Genomic DNA, 25728 nt, shown 5'->3' with positions numbered 1-25728 from the left:
CATGATTCTCTCGATCCAGCACCTCTACATCCTGGTCGGCCTGATCCTCGCGGTCACGGCCATCATGACTTTGACCGACAGGCAGCACCCCAAGCGCTACACCAGCGGCCTGTTCTGGGCGCTCTATGCGCTGGTCTTCCTGATCGGTGACAAGCTGCCGCCGGCCGTTGTCGGCGGGGGCGCCATCGTCATGGCCGTCATTGCCGGCCTGCGCGGCGTCGGCGCGGGCAAGCACCGCGAGCCCACGCCCGGGCAATACCAGGCCAGTGCCGCGCGCCTGGGCAACAAGCTCTTCATGCCCGCGCTGGCGATTCCGCTCGTCACCGTGATCGGCACCGTGCTCATGAGCAAGGTGAAGATCGGCGACGCCTTCCTGCTCGACCCCAAGAACACCACCCTGGTGAGCCTTGGCGTGGGCTGCGTGGTGGCGCTGGCGCTGGCCTGCTGGCTGACGCGCGAGACGCCGATGCAGGGCATGCGCGAGTCGAGGCGCCTGACCGACGCGCTGGGCTGGGCCGTGGTGCTGCCGCAGATGCTGGGCATGCTGGGCCTGGTGTTCTCCGACGCGGGCGTGGGCAAGGCCGTGGCGTACATCACCACCAGCTACATCAACATGGACATCCGCTTCGTGGCGGTGGTGGTGTACGTGCTGGGCATGGCGCTGTTCACCATCATCATGGGCAACGGCTTCGCGGCCTTCCCGGTGATGACGGGCGGCGTGGGCGTGCCGGTGCTGGTGGGCGTGTACCACGGCGACCCGGCCGTGATGGCGGCCATCGGCATGTTCTCGGGCTACTGCGGCACGCTGATGACGCCGATGGCGGCCAACTTCAACATCGTGCCGGCGGCGCTGCTGGAGCTGCCCGACAAGAACGCGGTGATCAAGGTGCAGATACCCACTGCCGCCGCCTTGCTGGTGGTCAACATCTTCCTGCTGTACTTCCTGATGTTCCGTTAAGGCGCCGCGCATGACCACCAAAGCCAGGCAGGCGAGCGCACCCCGGGTGCTGCTCGCGGGCTTCGAGCCCTTCGAGAACGACCCCGTCAACCCCGCATGGGAGATTGCCCGCGCGCTCGACGGCTGGGCCTGCGAAGGCGCCGTGGTGCAGGCGCTGCAACTGCCGTGCGTGTTCGGGCGCGCCATCGACACGCTGGACGCGGCGCTGGCGGACATCCTCGGCAAGAAGGCACCGCTGCCGCTGGTGCTGTGCATCGGCGCGGCGGGCGGGCGCACCGAGATCTCGATGGAGCGCGCCGCGCTGAACGTCGACGACGCGCGCATTCCCGACAACGCGGGCTTGCAGCCCATCGACACCGAGGTGGTGGCCGGCGGCCCGGCGGCCTACTTCTCGACATTGCCCATCAAGGCCATGGTGCGCGACATGCGCGCCGCGGGACTGCCGGCGGCGGTGTCGAACAGCGCCGGCACCTTCGTGTGCAACCACATCTTCTATGCGCTGATGCACCGGCTGGCGACGCAGCCGGCCCTGGCGCACACGCGCGGCGGCTTCGTCCACGTGCCCTACCTGCCCGAGCAGGCCGCGCCCAAGCCGGGCGTGGCGAGCATGGCGCTGGCCGCGCAGGTGGAAGCCTTTCGTGTAGGCATACGCACCGCGCTCACCGTGCGCCAGGACGTGCGCGAGACCGCCGGCCGCCTGCATTGACCTTGCATTGACATCCAGGGCGCGCCTCACTGCGCGCCGGAGACGAACATGATGAACATCGACCTGAACAGTGACCTCGGCGAGAGCCTGGGCGTGTGGCGCATGGGCGACGACGCGGCCATGCTCGCCCTCGTGAGCAGCGCCAACGTGGCCTGCGGCTTCCATGCGGGGGACCCCGCCGGCATCCTGCGCACGCTGCGCCAGGCCAGGGAGCGCGGCGTGGCCATCGGCGCGCATGTGTCGTACCGCGACCTCGTGGGCTTCGGGCGCCGCAACATGGACGTGGAAAGCGCCGACCTGCGCGCCGACGTGATCTACCAGATCGGCGCGCTCAAGGGACTGGCCGCCGCCGCCGGCACCACGGTGCGCTACGTGAAGCCGCACGGCGCGCTCTACAACACCATCGCCCACGACGAGCGCCAGGCGCGCGACGTGATCGCCGCCATCCAGCAGGCCGACCCCACGCTGTGCCTGGTGGCGCTGGCGGGCTCGCCCCTGCTGGGCTGGGCGCGCGGCGAAGGCCTGCGCGCCGTGGCCGAGGCCTTTGCCGACCGCGCCTATACGCCCCAGGGCACGCTGGTGTCGCGGCGCGAGCCCGGCGCGGTGCTGCACGACGCCGGCGAGGTGGCCGAGCGCATGCTGAGGCTGGCCGCCGACGGCGTGCTCACGGCCATCGACGGCAGCACGGTGCGCATCGAGGCCGAATCGGTCTGCGTGCACGGCGACAGCCCGGGCGCGGTCGAGATGGCGCGTCAGGTGCGCGCGCGGCTGGAGCAGGCGGGCGTGACCATTCGGCCTTTCGTGGACGGCCTTGCGAGCGCTGACTGATGACGATGCGCTTTCTTCCGGTCAACCTGAATGCGCTGCTGGTCGAGCTCGACGACCTGCCGCAGACGCTGGCGCTGCTGGCCTCGCTGCGCGCCGAACCCATCGCCGGCATCGAGGAGCTGGTGCCCGCCGCGCGCACGCTGCTGGTCACGTTCCGTCCGGCCGCCATCGGCGCGGACGAACTCGTGCGGCAGATCGGCCAGCGCAGCCTCGACGCCCGCGAGACGCGCATCGACAAGCGCATCGAGATTGCGGTGCGCTACAACGGCGAAGACCTGGCCGAGGTGGCCGGGCTGCTGGGCATCGCGCCCGAGGAAGTGGTGCGACGCCACACCGGCAGCGACTACACGGTGGCCTTCACCGGCTTCGCGCCCGGCTTCGCCTACCTCTCGGGCGGCGACGCCAGCCTGAACGTGCCGCGCCGGTCGGTGCCGCGCACGCGCATTCCGGCGGGCGCGGTGGGCCTGGCGGGCAGCTTCAGCGGTGTCTATCCGCAGGCCAGCCCGGGCGGCTGGCAGATCATCGGCATCACCGATGCGCCGATGTGGGACCTGTCGCGCGAAACACCGGCGCTGCTGCAGCCGGGCGACACGGTGCGCTTCGTGGACGCCACGGCGCTGCCGAAGGCAGAGCCCGCGGCGGTGGAGGCCGTGCCTTCCCGCCCTGTCGCGGCGAACGGCTGCGCCTTCGAGATCCGTGCCGCCGGGCTGCAGGCGCTGCTGCAGGACGGCGGCCGCCACGGCCAGGCGAAGCAGGGCGTGTCCGCGTCCGGCGCGATGGACCGGCGTTCGCTGCAGGCGGCCAACCGGCTGGTGGGCAACCCTTCGGACGCGGCCTGCATCGAGATCGCCTATGGCGGCTTCCAGTTCGTCTGCCGCGGCGATGCGGTGGTGGCCGTCACCGGTGCCGAGGGCCCCGTCACCATGACCCGCGCTGATGGCGTGGCGTGGCCGCTGCCGCGCTACCAGCCGGTCGCGCTGGCCGACGGCGACACGCTGGCGCTGGGCGAGCCGCAGGCCGGCATCCGCAGCTACCTGGCGGTGCGCGGCGGCTTCGACGTGGCGCCGGTGCTCGGCAGCCTGTCGACCGACACGCTGGCGCGCATCGGCCCGCCCGCCGTGGCCACGGGCGACGTGCTGCCCGTGTGCGCGGTGGCGGCAGGCGCCTTGGTGGGCGCCGCCGAAACGCCGCCGGACGACCTCCCCACGGTGCAACAGGAAGTCGTGCTCGACATCGTGCTCGGCCCGCGCACCGACTGGTTCACGTCCGAGGCGGTCGCCTTGCTGTGCAGCCAGTCGTGGGTGGTCACGCCGCAGTCGAACCGCGTCGGCATCCGCCTGTCGGGCGAGGTGCCGCTGGCGCGCGCCAACCCCGCCGAACTGCCCAGCGAGGGCACGGCGTACGGCGCACTGCAGGTGCCGCCCAGCGGCCAGCCCGTGCTGTTCCTGGCCGACCATCCGCTGACCGGCGGCTACCCCGTGATCGCTTCCGTCGCCACCCACCACCTGGACCGCGCGGGTCAGATCCCCGTGAACGCGCGCGTCCGCTTCCACCCGATTGCCGCTCCCGGCCCCGTCGCGCCCAGCGCACCGTGAAAGCCCCCCGATGAAAAAACTCCTGATCGCCAACCGCGGCGAAATCGCCGTGCGCATTGCGCGCGCCTGTGCCGACCACGGCGTGCAGTCGGTCGCGGTGTATGCCGATGCCGACCTGAACGCGCTGCACGTGCGCATGGCCGACGAGGCCTACGGGCTGGAGGGCGACAAGCCCGCCGACACCTACCTGAACATCGCCAAGCTGCTGGCCGTGGCCAGGCGCAGCGGTGCCGACGCGGTGCACCCGGGCTACGGCTTCCTCTCCGAGAGCGCGGCGTTCGCGCAGGCCGTGATCGATGCCGGCCTGACGTGGGTCGGCCCGTCGCCGTCCGCCATCGCGATGCTGGGCGACAAGGTGCAGGCCCGCAAGCTCGCGCTCAAGGTCGGCGCGCCGCTGGTGGCGGGCACGGCCGACCCGGTGAGCAGCGCCGGCGAGGTGCTCGCCTTCGCCGAGACGCACGGCCTGCCGGTCGCGATCAAGGCCGCCTTCGGTGGCGGCGGGCGCGGCATCAAGGTGGCGTGGCGGCTCGACGAGGTCGAGGGGCTCTACGAGTCGGCGGTGCGCGAGGCCGTGACGGCCTTCGGGCGCGGCGAGTGCTATGTCGAGCAGTTCCTCGACCGGCCGCGCCACGTCGAGGCGCAGGTGCTGGCCGACACGCACGGCCACGTGGTGGTGGTCGGCACGCGCGACTGCTCGCTGCAGCGGCGCAACCAGAAGCTGGTGGAAGAGGCGCCCGCCCCCTTCCTGAGCGACGCACAGCGCGAGCGCATCCACCAGTCGGCGCGCGACATCTGCGCGGCGGCCGGCTACACCGGCGCCGGCACGGTCGAATTCATGCTGAGCGCGAGCGGTGCGATCTCCTTCCTCGAGGTGAACACGCGGCTGCAGGTGGAGCATCCGGTGACCGAGGAAACCACGGGCATCGACCTGGTGATCGAGCAGCTGCGCATCGCCGAGGGGCTGCCCCTGTCGATCACGCAGACGCCCGCGCCGCGCGGCCATGCCTTCGAGTTCCGCATCAATGCCGAAGACATGGGGCGCGGCTTCCTGCCGTCGCCGGGGCCGGTGAAGGTGTTCGACGCGCCTTCGGGCCCGGGCGTGCGCGTGGACACGGGCGTGGACGCGGGCTCGCAGGTGCCGGGCACCTTCGATTCGCTGATGGCCAAGCTCATCGTCACCGGTGCCACGCGCGAGCAGGCGATTGCGCGGGCGCGCCGCGCGCTGAAGGAGTTCCGCATCGAAGGGCTGCCCACGGTGCTGCCGTTCCACCGCGCGGTGATGGCGCACCCCGACTTCGTGTCGGGCGACGCGTTCAAGGTGCACACGCGCTGGATCGAGACCGACTTCGCCAACGGCGAGGCCGCGGCGATGCGGCCCGACCCGCTGCCCGACACGGCGCTGTTGCGCACGGCGATCGAAGTCGGCGGCCGGCGCATGGCGCTGGGCCTGCCGGCGGTGCTGTTGAGCGGGCTGTCGTCGGCCGCCGGTGCTGCGGGCATGGCGCCCGCCGAAGCGGTCGTGGCGGATGCCGCCGCCGTGGCCGCGCCGGTGTCCGGCACCTTGCAGGGCTGGAAGGTCGCCGACGGCGACGAGGTGGCGCAGGGCGCGGTCGTCGCCGTGATGGAGGCGATGAAGATGGAGATGCAGGTCGTCGCGCACCGCGCGGGGCGCATCGCCTTCGCGGTGGCGGCGGGCGGCTATGTGGCGGCGGGCGCCACGCTGGCGACCATCGGCTGATGCCATGAACCGCTCCCCCGTCATCAGCCGCCGGTCATTCACGTTGCTGGCGTGCGGTGCGGGGGCGATGTCGGCGCTGTCCCCCGCTTCGGCCGCGTCCGGTGCCACCGTGTGGCGGCTGGCCACCGGCTATCCGGCGGAGAACTTCCACACGGTCAACCTGCTGGCGATGGCCCAGCAGGTCGAGCTGGCCACCCAGGGGCAGCTGCGCATCGAGGTCCATCCGAAGAACACGTTGGTGGCCCTGAATGCCATCCGCGCCGCGGTGCAGGACGGCAAGGTCGAGGCCGGCGAAGCGATCATGAGCAGCCTGGTTGCCGACGTGCCGATGGCCGGCGCCGACTCGGTGCCGTTCATCACCCACGGCTATGCCGACGCGATGCGGCTGTGGCGCATCCAGCGGCCGCTGATCGAGCGGTCGTTCGCGCAGCGCGGCCTGCGCGTGCTCTATGCCGTGGCGTGGCCGCCGCAGGGCCTGTATGCGAACCGGCCCTTGGGCGGCATGAGCGACCTGCGCGGCCTGCGCATGCGCGCCTACAACGCCACCACCGCACGCATCGCCACGCTGATGGGCGCGGTGCCGGTCGACGTGCCGGCCACCGAGCTCGACCGCGCGCTGGCGGACGGGCGCATCGACTGCATGATGACCTCGGCCGTCACGGGCGTGGAAAGCCGGGTGTGGCAGTCGATGCGCTTCTTCTACGACATTGACGCGTGGTTTCCCAAGAACCTCGTGTTCGCCAACGCAAAGGCCTGGGACGCATTGCCTGCGGCCTCGCGCGCCGCGCTGGAGACGGCCAGCGCGGCCGCCGAGTGGCGTGGCTGGGCTGCCAGCGCCGCCGCCCCGGCCCGCGCCATGGACGAACTGCGGCGCAACGGCGTGAAGATCGAACCGGTGCCCTACCTGTTCAGCCGCGACCTCCAGCGGCTGGGCGAGCATTTCTCGCTGGACTGGGTCAAGCAGGTGGGCGTGGGGGCCAACGATGTGTTCGTTCCGTACTTCGACAAGCGCTGAATCAGTTAACTTTTGTTTCAAATCCTCGTATCATCTTCGGGTTTTACCCTGCATTTCCGAGCAAAAGACACCCGCAAGTCGCTTCAGGCAACGACAACGCAACACGAGACCGCAGGTCCAGGGGAATGGCTCTTTCTGCAGTTCTTCGGTTCGATGAATGCCGGTGTGCAAGATGCAAGACGCGTGGATCAATGCTGACAGGGGCGGGGCTTTCGCAGGGCCCGAAGGGGGGCGGGAGGTGCCGACTGCACCGGCCGGTTTGCGGGCGCTCGACGGCGCTTTCGCCACGCTGACGCTCGACGTCCGGGGCCGCGTGTTGCGGGCCAACAACCATTTCCTGAGTGCCTGGGGCTACACGCTCGACGAGCTGCAAGGGCGCGACTTGCTCGACATCAGCCCCGCGGACGGCCTGCCGGACAGCCCGTCCGCCATCTGGGACGAGGTGCTGCGCGGCGAGCAGCGCGTCGTCGAGCGCATGCGCCTGCACAAGGACGGCACCCGGCGCTGGGTCCAGGCCTTCTACACCGCGCTGGCGGACGCGAACGGCGTGGTGCGGCAGGTGGTGGAGACCTCGAACGACATCTCGTCGCGCGTGCTCAAGGCCGCCGACGACCGCGGCCAGATCCAGGCCATCAACCTGTCGCAGGCGGTGGTCCAGTTCGCGCTCGACGGCACGGTGCTCGATGCCAACGCGCGCTTTCTCGACGCCATGGGCTACCGGCTGGACGAGGTGGCGGGGCGGCACCATCGCATGTTCGTCGACGCGGCCTACGCCGAAAGCGCGGAGTACGCCGCCTTCTGGGCCGCGCTCGCTGGCGGCAACCATCACGCAGCGGAGTACCGGCGCCTGGGCAAGCACGGCCGCGAGGTCTGGCTGCAGGCCACCTACAACCCGATCTTCGACCCCGCGGGCCGTGTGCGAAAGGTGGTCAAGTACGCCACCGACATCACGCAGGAAAAGCTGCGCCAGGCCGATTTCCAGAGCCAGATCGAGGCCATCGGCAAGTCGCAGGGCGTGATCACCTTCCGCGTCGACGGCACCATCCTCGATGCCAACGCGAACATCCTCGCGACCTTCGGCTACGCGCTGGACGAGGTGGTGGGCCGCCACCACCGGATGCTGATGGAGCCCGGCGTGGCCGACACCGAGGCGTATGCCCAGTTCTGGCAGACGCTGCGCTCGGGCAAGTTCGTCTCGGGGCGCCACAAGCGCATCGGCAAGGACGGGCGCGAGCTCTGGCTGCAGGCCTCGTACAACCCGGTGTACGACCTGAACGGCCAGCTCACGCGCATCATCAAGTTCGCGATCGACGTCACTGCCGACGTGGCGCTGGCCCAGGCGTTCGAGGACGCCCAGCGCCAGGCGCAGCACGACGCGGCCACCTCGCTGCCCAACCGCACGCGCCTGTCGGCGTTCATGGCGTCCGCGCTGACGCATCCGCAGGCGCGGCTGGTGGTGCTGTACCTGGACCTCGACCGCTTCAAGCCCATCAACGACACCTACGGCCACCCGGTCGGCGACAAGGTGCTGGGCGAGGTGGCCGACCGGCTGCGCCGTTCGCTCAAGAGCGACCAGCTGGCCGCGCGCATCGGCGGGGACGAGTTCGTGATTGCCGCGCCCCACCTGGCGGACGAGGAGATCGACGCCTTCTGCCAGCAGCTGCTGGAGGCCATTGCCGCGCCCATCCGCAACGACGTGGGCATGCTGGAGGTCGGCGCGTCGATCGGCGTGGCGGTGTCGCCGGCCGACGGCACCACGCCCGACGAGCTGCTGCGCTCGGCGGACACCGCGCTGTACCGCTCGAAGCACAACGGCCGCAACACCTATTGCTTCTTCGCCAACGAGATGAACGACCGCGTGACGGCCAGCCGCCGCATGATCGAGGAAATGCGCCGCGGCATCGTGGCCGGCGAGTTCTACCTCGACTTCCAGCCGCGCTTCGACGCACGCACGCAATCGATCCGCAGCGCCGAGGCGCTGGTGCGCTGGGCGCATCCGCAGCGCGGGCGCATCGGGCCGGACGACTTCATTCCGCTGGCGGAAAAGAGCGGGCTGATCCTGCCGCTGGGCGATTGGGTGCTGCAAACGGCCTGCGAGGCCGCGGTGCAGTGGCCGGAGATCGGCGTGTCGGTCAACGTGTCGCCGGTGCAGTTTCGCGACGGCCGCCTGGTGCAGCGCGTGCGCGACGTGCTGGCGGGTGCCGGCCTGGCGCCCGAGCGGCTGGAGATCGAGATCACCGAAGGCGTGCTGATGGACGACGCCGAGGGCGCGGGCATCGTGCTGCGCGAGCTCAAGGCGCTGGGCGTGAAGCTGGCCATCGACGACTTCGGCACCGGCTACGCGTCGCTGAGCTCGCTGCGCAGCTTCCCGTTCGACGTCATCAAGATCGACCGGCAGTTCATCGCCGACATCGAGCAGCGCGACGGCAGCCGCGACGTCGTCAAGGCAATCCTGGCCTTGGGCAAGGCGCTGGGCCTGTCGGTCACGGCCGAGGGCGTGGAGACCGACGGCCAGCTCCAGACGCTGATCGAGGACCACTGCGCCGAAGTGCAGGGTTTTCTGCTGGGCCGGCCGATGACGGCGCCGATGCTCGTCGAGATGGTCGAGGACGTGGAAGCGTTGCGCTGAGGGGCGCAGCGGCAGGTACCGGCACTTTGGCAGGGCCTTGCGGCCCCGGGCCAGCCCGGTTGCGGCCCCTTGCGCATAATTGACGCAAGCTATGACTCTCACCGAACTCAAATACATCGTCGCAGTAGCCCGCGAACGGCACTTCGGCAAGGCGGCCGAGGCCTGCTACGTCTCCCAACCGACCCTGTCGGTGGCCATCAAGAAGCTCGAGGACGAACTCGAGGTCAAGCTCTTCGAGCGCAGCGCCGGCGAAGTGACCGTCACGCCGCTGGGCGAGCAGATCGTGCAGCAGGCGCAAAGCGTGCTCGACCAGGCCGCCAGCATCAAGGAGATCGCCAAGCGCGGCAAGGACCCGCTGGCCGGTCCGCTGAACCTGGGCGTGATCTACACCATCGGCCCGTACCTGCTGCCCGACCTGGTGCGCCAGGTGATCGCCCGCACGCCGCAGATGCCGCTGGTGCTGCAGGAGAACTTCACGGCCAAGCTGCTGGAGATGCTGCGCGCCGGCGAGATCGACTGCGCCATCATGGCCGAGCCCTTTCCCGACACCGGCCTTGCCATGGCGCCGCTGTACGACGAGCCCTTCATGGCGGCGCTGCCCGTCAAGCACAAGTTCGCCGACCGCGAATCGATCACCTCCGAAGAACTGCAGAGCGAGACCATGCTGCTGCTGGGCACGGGCCACTGCTTTCGCGACCACGTGCTCGAGGTGTGCCCCGAGTTCGCGCGCTTCTCCAGCAATGCCGAAGGCATCCGCAAGAGCTTCGAGGGCTCCTCGCTGGAAACCATCAAGCACATGGTGGCCTCGGGCATGGGCGTGACCCTGGTGCCGCGCCTGTCGGTGCCGGCCGAGGCACTCAAGCCCAGGGTCAAGGGCCGCAAGGAATTCGAGCAGATGGTGCGCTACCTGCCCGTGCGCGACGCGCACGACCGCGAGCCGCCCACGCGCCGCGTGGTGCTGGCGTGGCGGCGCACCTTCACGCGCTACGAGGCCATTGCGGCGCTGCGCAATGCCATCTATGCGTGCGAGCTGCCGGGCGTGAAGCGGCTGTCCTAGCAGTTCGCGGAATCGGCCTACGCCGCCGCGGTTCGGAATCGTTCATCGCTGAGATAGAGTGACGCTGTTGCGAAGCCGCGCGCCGGCTTCCAGAATTCCGGTGTTCCCCCAACTTGAAGAAAGAGTTCTCGCCATGGCCAAAGCCCCGAAGAAATCGTCGTCAGCTTCCTCCGCCGGCAAGGTGCCCAAGAAGGGCGGCGCGGTGGTCGCGCAGGAGTCGGGCAGCCGCAACGCGCCGATCATCAACATCGGCATCGAGCGCCAGGACCGCGCCGCCATTGCCGAAGGCCTGAGCCGCGTGCTGGCCGACACCTACACGCTGTACCTCACCACGCACAACTTCCACTGGAACGTGACGGGCCCGCACTTCAACTCGCTGCATGCGATGTTCATGGGCCAGTACACCGAGCTCTGGAATTCGACCGACGTGCTGGCCGAGCGCATTCGCGCCCTGGGTCACTACGCGCCGGGCTCGTACGCCGAGTTCAGCAAGATCGCCACCGTGCCCGACGTGCCGCAGAACCCGCCCAAGGCGATGGAGATGGTGCGCATCCTGGTGAAGGGCCACGAGACCGTGTCGCGCATCGCGCGCGAATTCATTCCGGTGGCCGAAGAAGCCGGCGACGACCCGACGGCCGACATGCTGACCGCGCGCTGCACGGTGCACGACCAGACGGCCTGGATGCTGCGTTCGCTGTTGGAGGACTGATCCCCGTCCTTCGGACCCAGGCAACCCGAAACGAGCGGCACAATGGCCGCTCTTTTTTTGCCTGCCGCAATCGCAATGCTTGCCCGCCGTTTCGCGCTGTACCTCGACCTGATCCGCTGGAACCGTCCCGCCGGCTGGCTGCTGCTGCTGTGGCCCACGCTCGGTGCGCTGTGGTTCGCGGCGGACGGCTGGCCCGGCTGGCACCTGCTGGTGGTGTTCACGCTGGGCACCTTCCTCATGCGCAGTGCCGGCTGCTGCATCAACGACGTGGCCGACCGCGACTTCGACCGCCACGTGAAGCGCACCGCGCAACGGCCCGTGACCAGCGGTGCCATGTCGGTCAAGGAGGCGCTGGGGCTCGGCGCCGTGCTGGCGCTGGCGGCCTTCGCCCTGGTGCTCACCACCAACCGGCTCACGGTGCTGTGGTCGTTCGCGGCGCTGGCCGTCACGCTGGCCTATCCCTTCGCCAAGCGCTTCGTCTCGGTGCCCCAGGCGGTGCTGGGCATCGCCTTCAGCTTCGGCATTCCGATGGCCTTCGCGGCGGTGCAGTCGACGGTGCCGGTGCTGGTCGTGTGGCTGCTGGTCGGCAACCTGTTCTGGGTGCTGGCCTACGACACCGAGTACGCCATGGTCGACCGCGACGACGACCTGAAGATCGGCATGAAGACCTCGGCCATCACTTTCGGGCGCCTCGACGTGGCCGCGGTGATGACGAGCTACGCGATCTTTCTGGCGATCTGGGGCTGGGCCGGCGCGAGTCACGCGCTGGGCGTGTTGTTCTATGCCGGCATCACCCTGGCGACGGCGCAGGCCGTGTGGCACTGGCGGCTGATTCATGACCGCACGCGCGACGGCTGCTTCAAGGCCTTCCGCCTGAACCACTGGTTGGGCTTCACCGTGTTCGCCGGCATCGTGGCCGGCTACGCGGTGCGCTGAGGGCTTCTTCGATGCTGGAGAGACTGACGCACAAGATCGGCCAGGCGGGCTTCTCCGAATGGCATCGCATCACGCAGGAAATGGTCGAGCGCTACTCGGAGCTGTCGGGCGACGGTGAGGGCGAGTGGATCCACCTCGACCCCGAGCGCGCGGCGCGTGACGCGCCTTACGGCGGCACCATCGTGCAGGGCTTCTTCCAGGTTTCGCACCTGATCCGGCTGACCGGCGAGGCCATGCGCATGCTGCTGCCCTTCGATTCGAACCACGCGCTGAACTACGGCTTCGACCGGCTGCGCTTTGTGCGGCCCATGCCGGTGGGCGCGCGCTTCCGGGCGCGGGTGCGCATCCTGGAAGTGACGCCCAAGCCGGACGGCAGCTTCCTGCTGAAAGAGGAAGTGCTGCTCGAGCTGGAGGACGGCACGGTCACGCTGGCCGCCGAGTGGCTGTTCTTCCTCGGGCCGCGCGCACTGCCGCCGGCCTGAGCGCCTTCAGCTGCGGCCGAATTCTTCGCCCAGTTCGGCGGCGCGCTTCTGCGCCGCGCGGATCGCGGTCTTGAACTGCGCCTTCACGTCGGCCTGCTGCAGCGAGGTGATGGCTGCGTAGGTCGTGCCGCCCTTGGAGGTGACGCGCTCGCGCAGCACCGAAGGCGGCTCGGTCGCGCTGTGCGCCAGCGCCGAGGCGCCGGTGAAGGTGCCGATGGCCAGCTGCTGCGCCTGCTCGGGCGTGAGGCCCATCTCGACACCGGCTTCGGTCATCGCCTCGATGAAATAGAACACGTAGGCCGGACCCGAGCCGGACATGGCGGTGACGGCGTCGAGCGCCGATTCGGCGTCGACCCAGATCAGTTCGCCGGTGGGCGCCAGCAGCTGCCCGACCGTCGCGCGGTCGGCGCTCTCGGCGCCGGGGCGGGCGTACAGGCCCGTCATGCCCTTGCCCACGAGTGCCGGCGTGTTGGGCATGGCGCGCACCACGCGCTCGGTGCCTAGCCAGCGGGCGATGCTGTCCGAGGGAATGCCCGCGGCCACGCTCAGGTGCAGGGCGTCGGTCGCGAATTCGCGCACCGGGCGGGCCGCGTCCGCGAAGGTCTGGGGCTTGACCGCCCAGACCACCACGCCGCAGCGCGACAGGGCCTCGCCGGCCTCTGCCTGCGCCGTGATGCCGAAAGACTGGGCGAGCTTCGCGCGGGCCTCCTCGAAGGGCTCGACCACCTCGAACGCGTCCGCCGGTGTGCCTTGCTGGATCAGGCCGCCGATGATGGCGCTCGCCATGTTGCCGCCGCCGATGAAGGCCACGGGCGGCAACGGCGGGAGCGGCGCGGGGCCGGTGCGGGGGAGGAAGGTGACGGCGATGGTCATGGTCGGTCGATGCGGTCTGTGTAGGCGAAGGCGGCGAACTGGGTCACTTGAAGCGGGTTGAAATTGTCGTCGCTCACGACCACCAGCACGCGCTGGCCGTCGGGCAGCGGCGGCCCCCAGCACATGCCTTCGGTGTTGTCGAGGCGGGACAGGCCGAGCGTGGCGAAGTCGGCCACCAGGGTCTTGGCCGCGGGGCGGTGGTTGCCCGGCGCCAGCGCGTCGACGGCGAGCACGTCGCTGGCCGCGCGGGTGTCGATCTCGTACAGGCGCAGCGAGTTGCCCGTGCCGGTGGCGTAGGCGCGCTCCAGCACCAGCATGCGGTCGGCGTCGAGCATCAGGATCTCGCTCACGCCGTTGTCCGCGTAGGTGCCGGGAACCAGCGGGCGCAGCGGGATGGCGTCGGGCACGTAGGCCACCTGGCGGTCGGCCTGGCCGGTTTGCAGGTCGATGCGGGTGAAGCGGCAGGGGCCGCCGGGCGCACCGACGGTGGGCTCGGGACCGTCCTGGACCAGGGCGTTCTCCATGCCCAGCCAGGCGAAACGGCCGTCGGGCGTGAGGGTGACGCCCTCGAAGCCGAGGTTGTCGCGCGGGCCGCGGCGCTGCGCCGGATCGGGCTGGAACATCGCCGGCATCGGGAACTCGCGCAGGAAGCGGCCGTCGCGAGCCGACTCGTACAGCGCGGGCCCGAAGCCGCGGGCGACGTCGCCCTCGCTGGTCCAGAGCAGGGTATTGGTCGCCGGCCGCAGGCGCAGGGCTTCCGGGTCGGGGACGGGGAGCCCGTCGACCGCATGGCGCCGGTTCGGCCAGGGGCCGCCGCCGGGGCGTTGCAGCTGCACCACGCCGACGGGCTCGGGCTGCGCCAGCCGGGGCTGCGGCCACCGGGCCGTGTAGCAGCGCACGGGGGCCAGGTCCGACCGGTCATCGCTGATCAGCAGGTACTCCCCCTGGATCGGGTCGTAGTCGATGCCCGAGAGGCCGCCTGCCGTGGTGCCCTCTATATTGACGCGGTGCGGCCATCGCGCTTCGGCGATGCGGCGCAGCCGGCCAGTTCCGGGGCTGGAAGTCGGGGAGGCACTCCTGCAGCCCGCCAGGCTCAGCGCCAGCAGGCCGGCCGCGCCCGCCAGAAGGCGCCGGCGCAAGGGCGGCGAAGGCGGCAAAGGGGCGTTCGAAAGGGACTTCTCGGGGGAGCGCACGCCCTGAAGTCTAGTGCCAGTGCGAAATGGCGGAATGGGGTTGTTGACATCGCCCTGAGTGCATGCAACAATCGCGGGCTTCGCTTCTAAAAGGCGAAGCTTTCAGCCCAAAGCGGAAGCGCCCCGAGTGGTTCGGGGCGTGGACGACGGGACCAAGACTGACCGCGGTGTCTCCCTCCTGGAGGCTCATCGGTACAAGTTGGGAATATCAAGAAATGATCCAAACTGAATCCCGGCTCGAAGTGGCCGACAACACGGGCGCGAAATCCGTCCTGTGTATCAAGGTGCTCGGTGGCTCCAAGCGGCGTTATGCCAGCGTGGGCGACGTCATCAAGGTGAGCATCAAGGAAGCCGCTCCGCGTGGTCGCGTCAAGAAAGGCGAGATCTACAGCGCAGTGGTGGTCCGCACCGCCAAGGGCATCCGTCGCGCTGACGGCTCGCTCGTCAAGTTCGACGGCAACGCTGCAGTGTTGCTCAACGCCAAGCTGGAGCCTATCGGCACCCGCATCTTCGGACCGGTCACGCGCGAACTGCGCACCGAGAAGTTCATGAAGATCGTGTCGCTGGCACCCGAAGTTCTCTAAGGACACAACGCCATGAACAAGATTCGCAAAGGCGACCAGGTCATCGTGTTGGCCGGTCGTGACAAGGGTAAGCGCGGTACCGTTTCGCTCCGCAAGGACGATTCGCACATCGTCATCGACGGCCTGAACCTCGTCAAGAAGCACACCAAGCCGAACCCGCTCAAGGGTACGACCGGTGGCATCGTCGAGAAGTCCATGCCCATTCACCAATCCAACGTGGCGATCTTCAATGCCGCGACCGGCAAGGCCGATCGCGTGGGCATCAAGGTCACCCAGGGTGCTGACGGCAAGCGCGTGGCTGTTCGCGTCTTCAAGTCCAGCGGCGACGAAATCAAGTTCGCCTAAGAGGTACTCACATGGCACGTCTCCAACAACACTATCGCGAAAAGATCGCGAAAGACCTGACTGAAAAGTTCGGCTACAAGTCGCCGATGCAGGTCCCGCGCCTCACCAAGATCACGCTCAACATGGGCGTGGGTGAAGCAGTCGCCGACAAGAAGGTTCTCGACAACGCTGTCGCCGACCTGACCAAGATCGCCGGCCAGAAGCCCGTGGTCACCAAGTCGAAGAAGGCTATCGCCGGTTTCAAGATCCGCGAAAACCAGCCCATCGGCTGCATGGTCACGCTGCGTGGCGTGCAGATGTATGAGTTCCTGGACCGTTTCGTGACCATCGCGCTGCCGCGTGTTCGCGACTTCCGCGGCATCTCCGGCCGTGCGTTCGACGGCCGTGGCAACTACAACATCGGCGTCAAGGAACAGATCATTTTCCCCGAGATCGAGTACGACAAGGTCGATGCCTTGCGCGGTCTCAACATCAGCATCACGACGACGGCCAAGACCGACGAAGAAGCCAAGGCGCTTCTGGCTGGTTTCCGTTTCCCGTTCAAGAACTGAGGCGAACTGTGGCTAAACAATCTTTGATCCAGCGCGAACTCAAGCGCGACAAGCTGGTTGCCAAGTTCGCTGCGAAGCACGCTGAACTGAAGGCGGCTTCCAACGACCTGAAGAAGAGCGACGAAGAGCGCGCAGCTGCCCGTCTGGGCCTGCAAAAGCTCCCGCGCAATGCGAACCCGACCCGCCAACGCAACCGTTGCGCGATCACCGGTCGCCCGCGCGGTACCTTCCGTCAATTCGGTCTGGCTCGCGCCAAGATCCGTGAACTGGCTTTCGCTGGCGACATCCCCGGTGTCACCAAGGCCAGCTGGTAAGCCAGGCAGGAGCAAACAACATGAGCATGAGTGATCCCATTGCCGACCTGCTGACGCGTATCCGTAACGCGCAGATGGTGGCGAAGCCCACTGTGTCGATCCCGTCTTCCAAGGTGAAGGCTGCGATTGCACAAGTCCTGAAGGACGAAGGCTACATCGACGGCTTCGAAGTGAAGACCGATGCAGGCAAGTCCGAACTCGTCATCACGCTGAAGTACTACGCTGGCCGTCCGGTCATCGAACGTATCGAACGCGTGAGCCGCCCCGGCCTGCGCGTCTACAAGGCCAGTGCAGCCATTCCGCAAGTCCAGAACGGCCTTGGCGTTGCGATCGTCACGACCCCCCAGGGCGTGATGACCGACCGCAAGGCTCGCGCCACCGGTGTCGGCGGCGAAGTTCTGTGCTACGTCGCCTAACCGAGACATCGAGGAGTTACTGAAATGTCCCGAGTAGGAAAAATGCCGATCACCATCCCCGCAGGCGTGGATGTGTCGATCAAGGAAGACCAGATCAGCGTGAAGGGCACGGGCGGTTCGCTCGTCCTGCATCGCAATGCACTGGTCAAGGTCGTCAGCAATGACGGCAAGCTGAGCTTCGAGCCCGCCAACGAATCGCGTGAAGCGAACGCGATGAGCGGCACGATCCGTCAGCTGGTGAACAACATGGTGGTTGGCGTGACCAAGGGCTTCGAGAAGAAGCTCAACCTGGTCGGCGTCGGCTACAAGGCTGCAGCCTCCAACAACAAGTTGAACCTGCAAGTCGGTTATTCGCACCCGGTCAACATCGAAATGCCGCAAGGCATCACGGTGGCCACTGCGACCCCGACCGAAATCGTGATCAAGGGTGCTGACCGTCAGCGCGTTGGTCAAATCGCCGCTGAGATCCGCGCTGTTCGTCCGCCTGAGCCTTACAAGGGCAAGGGCATCCGTTATTCGGACGAGAAGATCGTGATCAAAGAGACCAAGAAGAAGTAAGGGGCAGCAAAATGATGTTGACCAAAAAAGCACAGCGTCTTCGCCGCTCGCGCCAGACCCGCATTCGCATCGCGACGCAGGGCGTGGCCCGTCTCACGGTGAACCGCACCAACCTGCACATCTACGCCACCGTCATCTCCGACGACGGCACCAAGGTGATTGCAACCGCATCGACGGCAGAAGCCGAAGTGCGTACCTCGCTCGGCGGTTCGGGCAAGGGCGGCAATGCCGCCGCAGCCACCGCAGTCGGCAAGCGCATCGCTGAAAAGGCGAAGGCTGCAGGCGTCGAGAAGGTCGCTTTCGACCGCGCTGGTTTCGCATACCACGGCCGCGTCAAGGCGCTGGCCGAGGCCGCCCGCGAAGCCGGTCTGCAGTTCTAACCGGACACGAGATTCAAAATGGCAAAGATTCAAGCAAGAACGCAGAACGAAGGCCCTGAAGACGGTTTGCGCGAGAAGATGATCGCGATCAACCGCGTCACCAAGGTGGTGAAGGGTGGTCGTATCCTCGGTTTCGCGGCACTCACCGTGGTGGGTGACGGCGAAGGTCGCGTCGGCATGGGCAAGGGCAAGTCGAAGGAAGTGCCTGCTGCCGTGCAGAAGGCAATGGAAGAAGCCCGTCGCAACCTGGCCAAGATCTCGATCAAGAACGGCACGCTGCATCACCGCGTGACGGGTCATCACGGCGCCGCTTCGGTCGTCATGATCCCCGCCCCGAAGGGTACCGGCATCATCGCCGGCGGCCCGATGCGCGCCGTGTTCGAAGTCATGGGCATCACCGACATCGTGGCCAAGAGCCATGGTTCGTCGAATCCCTACAACATGGTTCGCGCCACGCTCGACGGGTTGAAGAACTCGACGACCGCGTCCGCGGTGGCTGCCAAGCGTGGCCTGACCGTCGAAGAAATCTTCGCTTGAGCGCAAGCCTGAAAGAAGCATTCAAATGACGACGCAACAACAAACCCTCAAGGTGCAATTGGTCAAGAGCCCGATTGGCACCAAGGAATCGCATCGCGCGACCGTGCGTGGCCTCGGCCTGCGCAAGCTCAACAGCGTGAGCGAGCTGCAAGACACCCCGGCGGTGCGCGGCATGATCAACAAGATCAGTTATCTGGTCAAAGTTCTGTAAGAGAGACTGATATGGAACTCAATGGCATCAAGCCGGCAGCCGGCGCCAAGCACGCCAAGCGTCGCGTTGGCCGTGGTATCGGCTCTGGCATCGGCAAGACCGCAGGTCGCGGTCACAAGGGCCAGAAGTCGCGCGCAGGCGGTTTCCACAAGGTGGGCTTCGAAGGCGGTCAAATGCCTCTGCAGCGTCGCCTGCCCAAGCGTGGCTTCAAGTCGCACCTGCTGAAGTTCAACGCCGAAGTCACGCTGACTGCGCTCGAGCAGCTCGGCCTGGCCGAAGTGGACGTCCTGGCGCTGAAGCAAGCCGGCCTGGTGGGCCAGCTCGCCAAGGTCGTCAAGATCATCAAGACCGGTGAACTCACCAAGGCCGTCAAGCTGACGGGCGTGGGTGCAACGGCTGGCGCCAAGGCTGCTATCGAAGCAGCCGGCGGCAGCTTCGCCTGATCACCCTCGGACTGAAAGAAGTTCTTCGTGGCAACTAACGCGGCAACGATCGCAAAAACAGGCAAGTTCGGCGACCTTCGTCGTCGGCTCGTGTTTTTGCTGCTCGCGCTCGTGGTCTACCGGGTCGGCGCTCACATTCCTGTGCCGGGTATCAACCCGGACCAGCTGGCAGCGTTGTTCCAGGGCCAGCAGGGCGGCATTCTGAGCCTGTTCAACATGTTCTCGGGCGGGGCGCTGTCGCGTTTCACCGTGTTCGCGTTGGGGATCATGCCGTACATCTCGGCGTCGATCATCATGCAGTTGATGACCTACGTGATTCCTACCTTCGAGCAATTGAAGAAGGAAGGCGAGGCTGGCCGCCGCAAGATCACTCAGTACACGCGCTACGGCGCGCTGGGTCTGGCGCTGTTCCAGTCGTTCAGCATCTCGGTGGCGCTCGAGTCGTCGGCCGGCCTGGTCATCGCACCCGGCTTCGGCTTCCGCCTGACCGCCATGGTGAGCCTGACGGCCGGTTCGATGTTCCTGATGTGGCTCGGCGAGCAGATCACCGAACGCGGCCTGGGCAACGGCATCTCGATCCTGATCTTTGCAGGTATCGCAGCTGGCCTGCCCAACGCCATCGGCGGCCTGGCGTCCCTGGTGACGACCGGTGCGATGAACCCCATCATTGCGCTCTTCATCATCGCGGTCGTGGTGCTGGTCACTTACTTCGTGGTGTTCGTGGAACGCGGCCAGCGCAAGATTCTGGTGAACTATGCGCGGCGACAGGTGGGCAACAAGGTCTATGGTGGCCAGTCTTCGCACCTGCCGCTGAAGCTGAACATGGCTGGCGTGATTCCGCCGATCTTCGCTTCGTCGATCATCCTGCTGCCCGCAACGGTGGTTGGCTGGTTCAGCACGGGTGAAGGTGGTTTCCGCTGGATCAAGGACATCGCTGGCGCGCTGCGTCCGGGTGAGCCGATCTATGTGCTGCTGTATGCCGCTGCGATCGTTTTCTTCTGCTTTTTCTACACGGCTCTCGTGTTCAACAGCAAGGAAACGGCCGACAACCTGAAGAAGAGTGGTGCATTCATTCCTGGCATTCGCCCGGGTGACCAGACCGCTCGCTATATCGACAAGATTCTGGTTCGCCTGACGTTGGCCGGCGCGGTGTACATCACCTTCGTCTGCCTGCTGCCAGAGTTCCTGATCCTGAAGTACAACGTGCCGTTCTACTTCGGTGGTACCTCCCTGCTGATCATCGTGGTCGTCACGATGGACTTCATGGCCCAGGTGCAAAACTACATGATGTCCCAGCAGTACGAATCGCTGCTGAAGAAGGCTAACTTCAAGACATCGTAGGGCTGTGTTTTTCAGTATTGAGTCCGGGCGGTAGACCGCCACGTTAAACAGTTTTAGGAGAATGAAATGAGAGTTTCGGCTTCGGTCAAAACCATCTGCCGTAATTGCAAGGTCATCCGCCGTAAAGGTGTGGTGCGTGTGATTTGCACCGACCCGCGCCACAAGCAGCGCCAGGGTTGATTGAAGAGTATTAGAGGACGCACATGGCACGTATTGCTGGCATCAACATCCCGCCGCACAAGCACGCTGAAATCGGCCTGACCGCCATTTTCGGTATCGGTCGCACCCGCGCCCGTCAAATCTGCGAAGCGAGCGGCATCGAATATTCGAAGAAGATCAAGGATCTGACCGACGGCGATCTCGAGAAGATCCGTGATCAGATCGCTCTCTTCACCATCGAAGGCGATCTGCGTCGCGAAACGACGATGAACATCAAGCGTTTGATGGACATCGGTTGCTATCGCGGCTTCCGTCACCGTCGCGGCCTGCCGATGCGCGGCCAGCGCACGCGCACCAATGCCCGCACCCGCAAGGGTCCGCGCAAGGCTGCGCAGTCCCTGAAGAAATAAGGATAGACCAGCATGGCTAAAGCACCTGCAAACAACGCCGCACAGCGCGTTCGCAAGAAGGTTCGCAAGAACGTTGCGGACGGCATCGCCCACGTGCATGCCTCGTTCAACAACACCATCATCACGATCACCGATCGCCAGGGCAACGCCCTGTCGTGGGCTTCGTCGGGTGGCCAGGGCTTCAAGGGCTCGCGCAAGTCGACGCCGTTCGCTGCGCAGGTGGCTTCCGAAGTTGCCGGCCGTGCTGCTGTTGAACAAGGTATCAAGAACCTCGACGTCGAGATCAAGGGCCCCGGCCCCGGTCGCGAATCGTCGGTGCGCGCACTGGCTGCGCTCGGCATCCGGATCAATTCCATTGCCGACGTGACGCCCGTTCCGCACAACGGCTGCCGCCCCCAGAAGCGTCGCCGCATCTGAGCGTCAGTCTGCAAGGCGCAGCCGGCTTTGAATAGCGGCTGCGCATTTGTTTTTTATCTAAGCCCACCGCCACCCGCGTCTCGCAGGTGGCTCCCGCAGGCAACTGCGGCAGATACACAAAGGAAAAATCGTGGCACGTTACCTCGGCCCCAAGGCCAAACTTTCCCGCCGTGAAGGCACCGACCTGTTCCTGAAGAGCGCCCGCCGCTCGATCCAGGACAAGGCCAAGTTCGACTCCAAGCCCGGCCAGCACGGTCGCACCTCGGGTCAGCGCACTTCCGACTACGGCCTCCAACTGCGTGAAAAGCAGAAGGTCAAGCGCATGTACGGCGTGCTCGAAAAGCAGTTCCGCCGCTACTTCGAAGAAGCCGATCGTCGCCGTGGCAACACCGGTGCCAACCTGCTGTTCATCCTCGAATCGCGCCTGGACAACGTCGTCTACCGCATGGGCTTCGGCTCGACCCGCGCTGAAGCGCGTCAACTCGTGTCGCACAAGGCGATCACGGTGAACGGTCAGTCGGTCAACATCCCGTCGTACCTGGTCAAGACCGGTGACGTAATCGCCGTGCGCGACAAGTCGAAGAAGCAGAACCGCATCGTCGAAGCGCTCCAGCTCGCCCAGCAAGTCGGTATTCCGGCATGGGTCGATGTGAACGCCGACAAGGCCGAAGGCACGTTCAAGAAGGTGCCCGATCGCGACGAATTCGCAGCCGACATCAACGAATCGCTGATCGTCGAACTCTATTCGCGTTGATTTTTTCTTCCCGCATCCGCCCTTCGGCGCATGCGGGAGATTGTTATTGTTGTTCACGTTCCTGCCCCGCACTCTGCTGCGGGTCAGGTGCTTCACCAGCCTTACCGGTGTAACGAGCCGGGGGTATTGAGAGGAAGTCTGCATGCAAACCACCCTGCTGAAACCCAAGACCATTCAGGTCGAGCAACTTGCGCCGAACAAGGCCAAGGTCACGCTCGAACCTTTCGAGCGCGGCTACGGCCACACGCTCGGCAACGCGCTGCGTCGCGTTCTGCTGTCGTCGATGGTGGGCTACTCTGCCACCGAAGTCACGATCGCTGGCGTTCTGCATGAGTACTCGTCGATCGACGGTGTGCAGGAAGATGTCGTCAACATCCTTCTGAACCTCAAGGGCGTGGTGTTCAAGCTCCACAACCGCGACGAAGTCACGCTGAGCCTGCGCAAGGACGGCGAAGGCCCTGTCCTGGCCTCGGACATCCAGACCCCGCACGACGTCGAGATCATCAATCCTGACCACGTGATCGCGCACCTGTCGCAAGGCGGCAAGCTCGACATGCAGATCAAGGTCGAAAAGGGTCGCGGCTACGTGCCCGGCACGATGCGCCGCTACGCCGACGAGCCGACCAAGTCGATTGGCCGCATCGTTCTGGACGCGTCGTTCTCGCCCGTGAAGCGCGTGAGCTACACGGTCGAAAGCGCCCGTGTCGAACAGCGTACCGACCTGGACAAGCTGCTGGTCGAGATCGAAACCAATGGTGCGATCACCGCCGAAGACGCCGTGCGCGCATCGGCTAAAATTTTGGTCGAGCAGCTCGCCGTGTTTGCGCAGCTCGAAGGCGGCGAACTCGCTGCATTCGATGCACCCGCACCGCGCAGCGCACAGCAATTCGATCCGATCCTGCTGCGCCCTGTCGACGAACTCGAACTGACGGTGCGCTCGGCCAACTGCCTGAAGGCCGAAAACATCTACTACATCGGTGACCTGATCCAGCGCACCGAGAACGAGTTGCTCAAGACCCCTAACCTGGGTCGCAAGTCGCTCAACGAAATCAAGGAAGTCCTCGCTTCGCGCGGCCTGACCTTGGGCATGAAGCTCGAAAGCTGGCCACCGGCCGGCCTCGACAAGCGTTGATTTAAATTTTTGAAGGTTGGCCCGGAAAAGGGCCAGTGCACCGGGCAGTACCTGATACGGCTGCCTGTTTTTATAAAGTAAAGGAAAAGCACCATGCGTCACGGTCACGGACTCCGCAAACTCAACCGCACCAGCTCGCACCGCCTTGCGATGCTGCAGAACATGATGAATTCGCTCATCGAGCACGAAGTCATCAAGACCACGGTCCCCAAGGCCAAGGAACTGCGCCGTGTCATCGAACCGATGATCACGCTCGCCAAGAAGCCCACGCTGGCCAACAAGCGCCTGGCCTTCGACCGCCTGCGCAGCCGCGACAGCGTCGTCAAGCTCTTCGGCGAACTCGGCCCGCGTTTCGCCGCGCGCCCGGGCGGCTACACCCGCATCCTGAAGATGGGCTTCCGCGTGGGCGACAACGCTCCGATGGCGCTCGTCGAACTGGTCGACCGTGCTGAAATTAAAGACGACGCAGCTGAGCAAAACGCTGCTGAATAAGCTATAATTTATACTTGCCGCGCGATGGAGCAGCCTGGTAGCTCGTTGGGCTCATAACCCAAAGGTCGCAAGTTCAAATCTTGCTCGCGCAACCAATTTAAAAGGCCCTTTGAATTTCAAAGGGCCTTTTTTCTTGGTCAGGTAAATGAATTGAAAAAGCCCTCGCAATGAGGGCTTTTTTGTTTCCAGAGTTTCTGAAGATGAACCTCAGCCGTGCCAGGCCGAGCATCGGATCACGCTGCAGAAGTTGCCCCGGTGAAAGTGCGGTTCCTTGTCCGCGATCACGTCGGCCTTGACGTTGCCGAACGTACTCTGCGGCTTGTGCCGGATGCCTTCGTAGAAGGCCTGGATGATGTCTTCCTTGAAGTTTTCGGTTCGGGGATGCGCATGCACGACCCGTGTGCGCTCGGCCTCGCTGAACTCCTTGTAGGCCAGCCCCAGCACGTCCATTTCGACACCGGCCGTGACCAGCGCCACCACCGGATGCATGTGCTGTGGAATCCCGGGCGTCGTGTGCAGCGCGATCGACGTCCACACCAGGTCGATGTCCTGTTGCGAGATCCCGTGTCCCCGCAGAAAGTCCCGCGCCACGTTCGCGCCGTCGACCTCGAAGCGCTCCTGCGCGCTGCTGTGCTTTTTCAGCAGGCCCATGTCGTGGAACATCGCGCCCGCGTACAGCAGTTCCGGATCGAACGTGAGCCCGCGGCGTTTGCCGGCCAATGCGCCGAAGTAGTAGACCCGGCTCGAGTGGTGGAACAGCAGCGGCGGCGCCGTGTCCCGGACCAGTTCGGTGATCTCGTGTGCGAGCTTGCTGTCGGGGATGCGCACCCCTTCGATGTCTGTCGTCGTCAAAGCCATGTGGATTCTCCTGTGCGTGTAAGCATGACTCTAGGGTTCGGATAGAGTGTCCTGAACCGCCATGAGGCGACGAATCCAGCCATTGCACGACTGAAGGAGACACCGACATCGCACGCAGCGCCAAGACCATCGCGATCCTCGCCATGCCCGGCGTCCAGCTGCTGGACGTGTCGGGCCCGCTCGATGTATTCGCCGAAGCCAACGTACAAGCCCGTGCGGAGGCCTATCGCATGCGGGTCGTCGCGAGCCGGCGCGGCGCCATTCGCAGCTCGTCAAGCGTGCGGCTGATGCCCGACGCGGTGATAGGCGACGAGATGAACGAGCCCATCCACACGCTGCTCGTCGCCGGCACGCCGCATGCGGCAACCACCCTGTTCGACCTCGACGTGACCGCATGGCTGCGCCAGCGCACACCCAAGGTGCGCCGCTTCGGCTCCGTCTGCAGTGGTGCCTTCGTGCTGGCGCAGGCCGGCTTGCTGAACGGCCGTCGTGTGACCACGCATTGGGCGGTGGCCGATCAACTCGCACTGGATTTCCCTTCGGTCACCGTCGATGCAGACGCCATCCACGTTCGCGACGGCCGCGTACGCACCGCCGCCGGCGTGACCGCGGGCCTCGACCTGGCGCTCGCTCTGGTGGAAGAAGACCTGGGCCGCGAAATCGCGATGAAGGTCGCCGCTCAACTCGTGATGTTCTTCAAGCGCCCCGGTGGCCAGATGCAGTTCAGCCGCAAGGGCGAAGCCGCACCCACGGGGCGTTCGGCCTTGCAGGAGGTTCAGCGCTGGATTGCGGCGAACCCCGCCATGGGCCATGGCGTCGCGAATCTCGCTGCGCGCATGGGCCTCAGCGAGCGCCATTTCGCGCGGCTGTTCAGGCAGGAAGTGGGGGTCACGCCCGCGGCATGGGTGGAAGAGATTCGCGTGGCTGCCGCGCGCCGCCTGCTGGAGGTGGGGGACGCCGCACCCAAGCAGGTGGCGTCGCTGTGCGGCTTTGCCGATGCCGACACGCTGCGCCGTGCGTTTCGGCGTCAGGTCGGCATCACGCCCGCGGAGTACCGCAAGCGTTTCGCGCACGCCATCGTGTGAGACACGACGGCGGTGCGCGGGA

At 66.2% G+C, this 25728-nt stretch carries 32 protein-coding genes and 1 tRNA gene; 30 read left to right on the top strand and 3 right to left on the bottom strand.

What is annotated here, in order from left to right:
• Nucleotide 1: 1 nt before the first annotated feature.
• From AC0IYU_RS30745 to AC0IYU_RS30695, 11 genes are all read left to right on the top strand, one after another.
• Nucleotides 2–958 (top strand): DUF979 domain-containing protein, encoded by a 957-nt coding sequence (locus AC0IYU_RS30745; RefSeq protein ID WP_472125070.1) that lies wholly within the window; start codon nucleotides 2–4, stop codon nucleotides 956–958.
• A gap of 10 nt (nucleotides 959–968) precedes the next feature.
• Complete coding sequence (gene pcp, locus AC0IYU_RS30740; protein ID WP_472125067.1) at nucleotides 969–1664, top strand: pyroglutamyl-peptidase I; 696 nt, start codon at nucleotides 969–971, stop codon at nucleotides 1662–1664.
• Nucleotides 1665–1715: 51 nt separating this feature from the next.
• Nucleotides 1716–2492, top strand: coding sequence for a LamB/YcsF family protein (locus tag AC0IYU_RS30735; RefSeq protein ID WP_472125122.1), 777 nt, complete (start codon nucleotides 1716–1718; stop codon nucleotides 2490–2492).
• Nucleotides 2493–2497: 5 nt separating this feature from the next.
• Complete coding sequence (locus tag AC0IYU_RS30730; protein ID WP_472125120.1) at nucleotides 2498–4087, top strand: 5-oxoprolinase subunit B/C family protein; 1590 nt, start codon at nucleotides 2498–2500, stop codon at nucleotides 4085–4087.
• A 10-nt stretch (nucleotides 4088–4097) separates the two neighbouring features.
• The gene (locus tag AC0IYU_RS30725) at nucleotides 4098–5825 is read left to right on the top strand and encodes an acetyl/propionyl/methylcrotonyl-CoA carboxylase subunit alpha (RefSeq protein ID WP_472125064.1); all 1728 of its coding nucleotides are present in this window, start codon (nucleotides 4098–4100) and stop codon (nucleotides 5823–5825) included.
• A gap of 4 nt (nucleotides 5826–5829) precedes the next feature.
• Complete coding sequence (locus AC0IYU_RS30720) at nucleotides 5830–6840, top strand: TRAP transporter substrate-binding protein (RefSeq protein WP_472125060.1); 1011 nt, start codon at nucleotides 5830–5832, stop codon at nucleotides 6838–6840.
• 238 nt (nucleotides 6841–7078) lie between these two features.
• Nucleotides 7079–9469 (top strand): sensor domain-containing protein, encoded by a 2391-nt coding sequence (locus tag AC0IYU_RS30715; RefSeq protein ID WP_472125058.1) that lies wholly within the window; start codon nucleotides 7079–7081, stop codon nucleotides 9467–9469.
• Between the two features lie 91 nt (nucleotides 9470–9560).
• Nucleotides 9561–10526, top strand: coding sequence for a LysR substrate-binding domain-containing protein (locus AC0IYU_RS30710; protein WP_472125055.1), 966 nt, complete (start codon nucleotides 9561–9563; stop codon nucleotides 10524–10526).
• 133 nt (nucleotides 10527–10659) lie between these two features.
• A complete protein-coding gene (locus AC0IYU_RS30705) occupies nucleotides 10660–11235 on the top strand; it encodes a Dps family protein (RefSeq protein ID WP_435437502.1) in 576 nt (191 codons plus the stop codon).
• A gap of 75 nt (nucleotides 11236–11310) precedes the next feature.
• The gene (ubiA, locus tag AC0IYU_RS30700; RefSeq protein WP_472125052.1) at nucleotides 11311–12171 is read left to right on the top strand and encodes a 4-hydroxybenzoate octaprenyltransferase; all 861 of its coding nucleotides are present in this window, start codon (nucleotides 11311–11313) and stop codon (nucleotides 12169–12171) included.
• An 11-nt stretch (nucleotides 12172–12182) separates the two neighbouring features.
• A complete protein-coding gene (locus AC0IYU_RS30695; RefSeq protein WP_472125049.1) occupies nucleotides 12183–12653 on the top strand; it encodes a MaoC/PaaZ C-terminal domain-containing protein in 471 nt (156 codons plus the stop codon).
• 6 nt (nucleotides 12654–12659) lie between these two features.
• Here the strand turns inward: AC0IYU_RS30695 and proC are convergent, their stop codons facing one another.
• Nucleotides 12660–13526 (bottom strand): pyrroline-5-carboxylate reductase, encoded by an 867-nt coding sequence (proC, locus tag AC0IYU_RS30690; protein WP_435437505.1) that lies wholly within the window; start codon nucleotides 13524–13526, stop codon nucleotides 12660–12662.
• The gene (locus AC0IYU_RS30685) at nucleotides 13523–14665 is read right to left on the bottom strand and encodes an esterase-like activity of phytase family protein (protein ID WP_472125046.1); all 1143 of its coding nucleotides are present in this window, start codon (nucleotides 14663–14665) and stop codon (nucleotides 13523–13525) included. Before AC0IYU_RS30685 ends, proC begins: the two co-directional genes overlap by 4 nt.
• A gap of 269 nt (nucleotides 14666–14934) precedes the next feature.
• Here AC0IYU_RS30685 and rplN point away from each other — a divergent pair, with 269 nt between their 5' ends.
• From rplN to AC0IYU_RS30595, 18 genes are all read left to right on the top strand, one after another.
• Complete coding sequence (gene rplN / locus AC0IYU_RS30680; protein WP_009124801.1) at nucleotides 14935–15303, top strand: 50S ribosomal protein L14; 369 nt, start codon at nucleotides 14935–14937, stop codon at nucleotides 15301–15303.
• Nucleotides 15304–15315: 12 nt separating this feature from the next.
• Nucleotides 15316–15648, top strand: a complete 333-nt coding sequence (gene rplX / locus AC0IYU_RS30675) for a 50S ribosomal protein L24 (RefSeq protein ID WP_435437507.1) — start codon at nucleotides 15316–15318, stop codon at nucleotides 15646–15648.
• 11 nt (nucleotides 15649–15659) lie between these two features.
• Complete coding sequence (gene rplE, locus AC0IYU_RS30670) at nucleotides 15660–16199, top strand: 50S ribosomal protein L5 (RefSeq protein ID WP_013544114.1); 540 nt, start codon at nucleotides 15660–15662, stop codon at nucleotides 16197–16199.
• An 8-nt stretch (nucleotides 16200–16207) separates the two neighbouring features.
• Nucleotides 16208–16513, top strand: a complete 306-nt coding sequence (gene rpsN / locus AC0IYU_RS30665) for a 30S ribosomal protein S14 (RefSeq protein WP_093436359.1) — start codon at nucleotides 16208–16210, stop codon at nucleotides 16511–16513.
• 20 nt (nucleotides 16514–16533) lie between these two features.
• Nucleotides 16534–16929, top strand: coding sequence for a 30S ribosomal protein S8 (gene rpsH / locus AC0IYU_RS30660; RefSeq protein ID WP_056516708.1), 396 nt, complete (start codon nucleotides 16534–16536; stop codon nucleotides 16927–16929).
• Between the two features lie 24 nt (nucleotides 16930–16953).
• Nucleotides 16954–17487 (top strand): 50S ribosomal protein L6, encoded by a 534-nt coding sequence (rplF, locus tag AC0IYU_RS30655; RefSeq protein WP_435437508.1) that lies wholly within the window; start codon nucleotides 16954–16956, stop codon nucleotides 17485–17487.
• Between the two features lie 14 nt (nucleotides 17488–17501).
• The gene (gene rplR, locus AC0IYU_RS30650; RefSeq protein WP_042672913.1) at nucleotides 17502–17867 is read left to right on the top strand and encodes a 50S ribosomal protein L18; all 366 of its coding nucleotides are present in this window, start codon (nucleotides 17502–17504) and stop codon (nucleotides 17865–17867) included.
• An 18-nt stretch (nucleotides 17868–17885) separates the two neighbouring features.
• Nucleotides 17886–18404, top strand: coding sequence for a 30S ribosomal protein S5 (gene rpsE, locus AC0IYU_RS30645; protein ID WP_013544109.1), 519 nt, complete (start codon nucleotides 17886–17888; stop codon nucleotides 18402–18404).
• Between the two features lie 25 nt (nucleotides 18405–18429).
• Complete coding sequence (rpmD, locus tag AC0IYU_RS30640; RefSeq protein WP_009124818.1) at nucleotides 18430–18615, top strand: 50S ribosomal protein L30; 186 nt, start codon at nucleotides 18430–18432, stop codon at nucleotides 18613–18615.
• Between the two features lie 11 nt (nucleotides 18616–18626).
• Nucleotides 18627–19058: a 50S ribosomal protein L15 gene (gene rplO, locus AC0IYU_RS30635; RefSeq protein WP_101491466.1), complete on the top strand. Its 432-nt coding sequence runs from the start codon at nucleotides 18627–18629 to the stop codon at nucleotides 19056–19058.
• 27 nt (nucleotides 19059–19085) lie between these two features.
• Nucleotides 19086–20399 carry a preprotein translocase subunit SecY gene (secY, locus tag AC0IYU_RS30630; RefSeq protein WP_435437510.1) on the top strand — a complete coding sequence of 438 codons (1314 nt, stop codon included), beginning with the start codon at nucleotides 19086–19088 and terminating at the stop codon, nucleotides 20397–20399.
• A 66-nt stretch (nucleotides 20400–20465) separates the two neighbouring features.
• A complete protein-coding gene (gene rpmJ / locus AC0IYU_RS30625) occupies nucleotides 20466–20579 on the top strand; it encodes a 50S ribosomal protein L36 (protein WP_013544106.1) in 114 nt (37 codons plus the stop codon).
• 23 nt (nucleotides 20580–20602) lie between these two features.
• A complete protein-coding gene (gene rpsM / locus AC0IYU_RS30620) occupies nucleotides 20603–20968 on the top strand; it encodes a 30S ribosomal protein S13 (RefSeq protein ID WP_093243005.1) in 366 nt (121 codons plus the stop codon).
• A 12-nt stretch (nucleotides 20969–20980) separates the two neighbouring features.
• On the top strand, nucleotides 20981–21385 hold the full coding sequence (gene rpsK, locus AC0IYU_RS30615; protein WP_009124825.1) for a 30S ribosomal protein S11: 405 nt from the start codon (nucleotides 20981–20983) through the stop codon (nucleotides 21383–21385).
• A 130-nt stretch (nucleotides 21386–21515) separates the two neighbouring features.
• Entirely contained in the window at nucleotides 21516–22139 is a 624-nt protein-coding gene (rpsD, locus tag AC0IYU_RS30610; RefSeq protein WP_009124826.1) for a 30S ribosomal protein S4, read from the top strand.
• A 142-nt stretch (nucleotides 22140–22281) separates the two neighbouring features.
• Nucleotides 22282–23271: a DNA-directed RNA polymerase subunit alpha gene (locus AC0IYU_RS30605; RefSeq protein WP_093059385.1), complete on the top strand. Its 990-nt coding sequence runs from the start codon at nucleotides 22282–22284 to the stop codon at nucleotides 23269–23271.
• A 93-nt stretch (nucleotides 23272–23364) separates the two neighbouring features.
• Complete coding sequence (rplQ, locus tag AC0IYU_RS30600; RefSeq protein WP_116910279.1) at nucleotides 23365–23763, top strand: 50S ribosomal protein L17; 399 nt, start codon at nucleotides 23365–23367, stop codon at nucleotides 23761–23763.
• An 18-nt stretch (nucleotides 23764–23781) separates the two neighbouring features.
• Nucleotides 23782–23858: transfer RNA gene (locus AC0IYU_RS30595), tRNA-Met, on the top strand.
• A gap of 112 nt (nucleotides 23859–23970) precedes the next feature.
• Here the strand turns inward: AC0IYU_RS30595 and AC0IYU_RS30590 are convergent.
• Nucleotides 23971–24621: an HD domain-containing protein gene (locus AC0IYU_RS30590; protein ID WP_472125043.1), complete on the bottom strand. Its 651-nt coding sequence runs from the start codon at nucleotides 24619–24621 to the stop codon at nucleotides 23971–23973.
• A 107-nt stretch (nucleotides 24622–24728) separates the two neighbouring features.
• Between AC0IYU_RS30590 and AC0IYU_RS30585 the strand changes: the two genes are divergently transcribed.
• A complete protein-coding gene (locus AC0IYU_RS30585; protein ID WP_472125118.1) occupies nucleotides 24729–25706 on the top strand; it encodes a GlxA family transcriptional regulator in 978 nt (325 codons plus the stop codon).
• Nucleotides 25707–25728 lie beyond the last annotated feature (22 nt).

The sequence above is a fragment of the Variovorax sp. AC103 genome, assembly GCF_979254005.1.
This window is presented reverse-complemented; position numbering and strand designations above follow the sequence as displayed.

Coding starts and splice junctions, on each gene's coding strand:
- AC0IYU_RS30745 (WP_472125070.1), top strand. CDS start 2: ATGATTCTCTCGATCCAGCACCTCTACATCCTGGTCGGCCTGATCCTC.
- pcp (WP_472125067.1), top strand. CDS start 969: ATGACCACCAAAGCCAGGCAGGCGAGCGCACCCCGGGTGCTGCTCGCG.
- AC0IYU_RS30735 (WP_472125122.1), top strand. CDS start 1,716: ATGAACATCGACCTGAACAGTGACCTCGGCGAGAGCCTGGGCGTGTGG.
- AC0IYU_RS30730 (WP_472125120.1), top strand. CDS start 2,498: ATGCGCTTTCTTCCGGTCAACCTGAATGCGCTGCTGGTCGAGCTCGAC.
- AC0IYU_RS30725 (WP_472125064.1), top strand. CDS start 4,098: ATGAAAAAACTCCTGATCGCCAACCGCGGCGAAATCGCCGTGCGCATT.
- AC0IYU_RS30720 (WP_472125060.1), top strand. CDS start 5,830: ATGAACCGCTCCCCCGTCATCAGCCGCCGGTCATTCACGTTGCTGGCG.
- AC0IYU_RS30710 (WP_472125055.1), top strand. CDS start 9,561: ATGACTCTCACCGAACTCAAATACATCGTCGCAGTAGCCCGCGAACGG.
- AC0IYU_RS30705 (WP_435437502.1), top strand. CDS start 10,660: ATGGCCAAAGCCCCGAAGAAATCGTCGTCAGCTTCCTCCGCCGGCAAG.
- ubiA (WP_472125052.1), top strand. CDS start 11,311: ATGCTTGCCCGCCGTTTCGCGCTGTACCTCGACCTGATCCGCTGGAAC.
- AC0IYU_RS30695 (WP_472125049.1), top strand. CDS start 12,183: ATGCTGGAGAGACTGACGCACAAGATCGGCCAGGCGGGCTTCTCCGAA.
- proC (WP_435437505.1), bottom strand. CDS start 13,526: ATGACCATCGCCGTCACCTTCCTCCCCCGCACCGGCCCCGCGCCGCTC.
- rplN (WP_009124801.1), top strand. CDS start 14,935: ATGATCCAAACTGAATCCCGGCTCGAAGTGGCCGACAACACGGGCGCG.
- rplX (WP_435437507.1), top strand. CDS start 15,316: ATGAACAAGATTCGCAAAGGCGACCAGGTCATCGTGTTGGCCGGTCGT.
- rplE (WP_013544114.1), top strand. CDS start 15,660: ATGGCACGTCTCCAACAACACTATCGCGAAAAGATCGCGAAAGACCTG.
- rpsH (WP_056516708.1), top strand. CDS start 16,534: ATGAGCATGAGTGATCCCATTGCCGACCTGCTGACGCGTATCCGTAAC.
- rplF (WP_435437508.1), top strand. CDS start 16,954: ATGTCCCGAGTAGGAAAAATGCCGATCACCATCCCCGCAGGCGTGGAT.
- rplR (WP_042672913.1), top strand. CDS start 17,502: ATGTTGACCAAAAAAGCACAGCGTCTTCGCCGCTCGCGCCAGACCCGC.
- rpsE (WP_013544109.1), top strand. CDS start 17,886: ATGGCAAAGATTCAAGCAAGAACGCAGAACGAAGGCCCTGAAGACGGT.
- rpmD (WP_009124818.1), top strand. CDS start 18,430: ATGACGACGCAACAACAAACCCTCAAGGTGCAATTGGTCAAGAGCCCG.
- rplO (WP_101491466.1), top strand. CDS start 18,627: ATGGAACTCAATGGCATCAAGCCGGCAGCCGGCGCCAAGCACGCCAAG.
- rpmJ (WP_013544106.1), top strand. CDS start 20,466: ATGAGAGTTTCGGCTTCGGTCAAAACCATCTGCCGTAATTGCAAGGTC.
- rpsM (WP_093243005.1), top strand. CDS start 20,603: ATGGCACGTATTGCTGGCATCAACATCCCGCCGCACAAGCACGCTGAA.
- rpsK (WP_009124825.1), top strand. CDS start 20,981: ATGGCTAAAGCACCTGCAAACAACGCCGCACAGCGCGTTCGCAAGAAG.
- AC0IYU_RS30605 (WP_093059385.1), top strand. CDS start 22,282: ATGCAAACCACCCTGCTGAAACCCAAGACCATTCAGGTCGAGCAACTT.
- rplQ (WP_116910279.1), top strand. CDS start 23,365: ATGCGTCACGGTCACGGACTCCGCAAACTCAACCGCACCAGCTCGCAC.
- AC0IYU_RS30590 (WP_472125043.1), bottom strand. CDS start 24,621: ATGGCTTTGACGACGACAGACATCGAAGGGGTGCGCATCCCCGACAGC.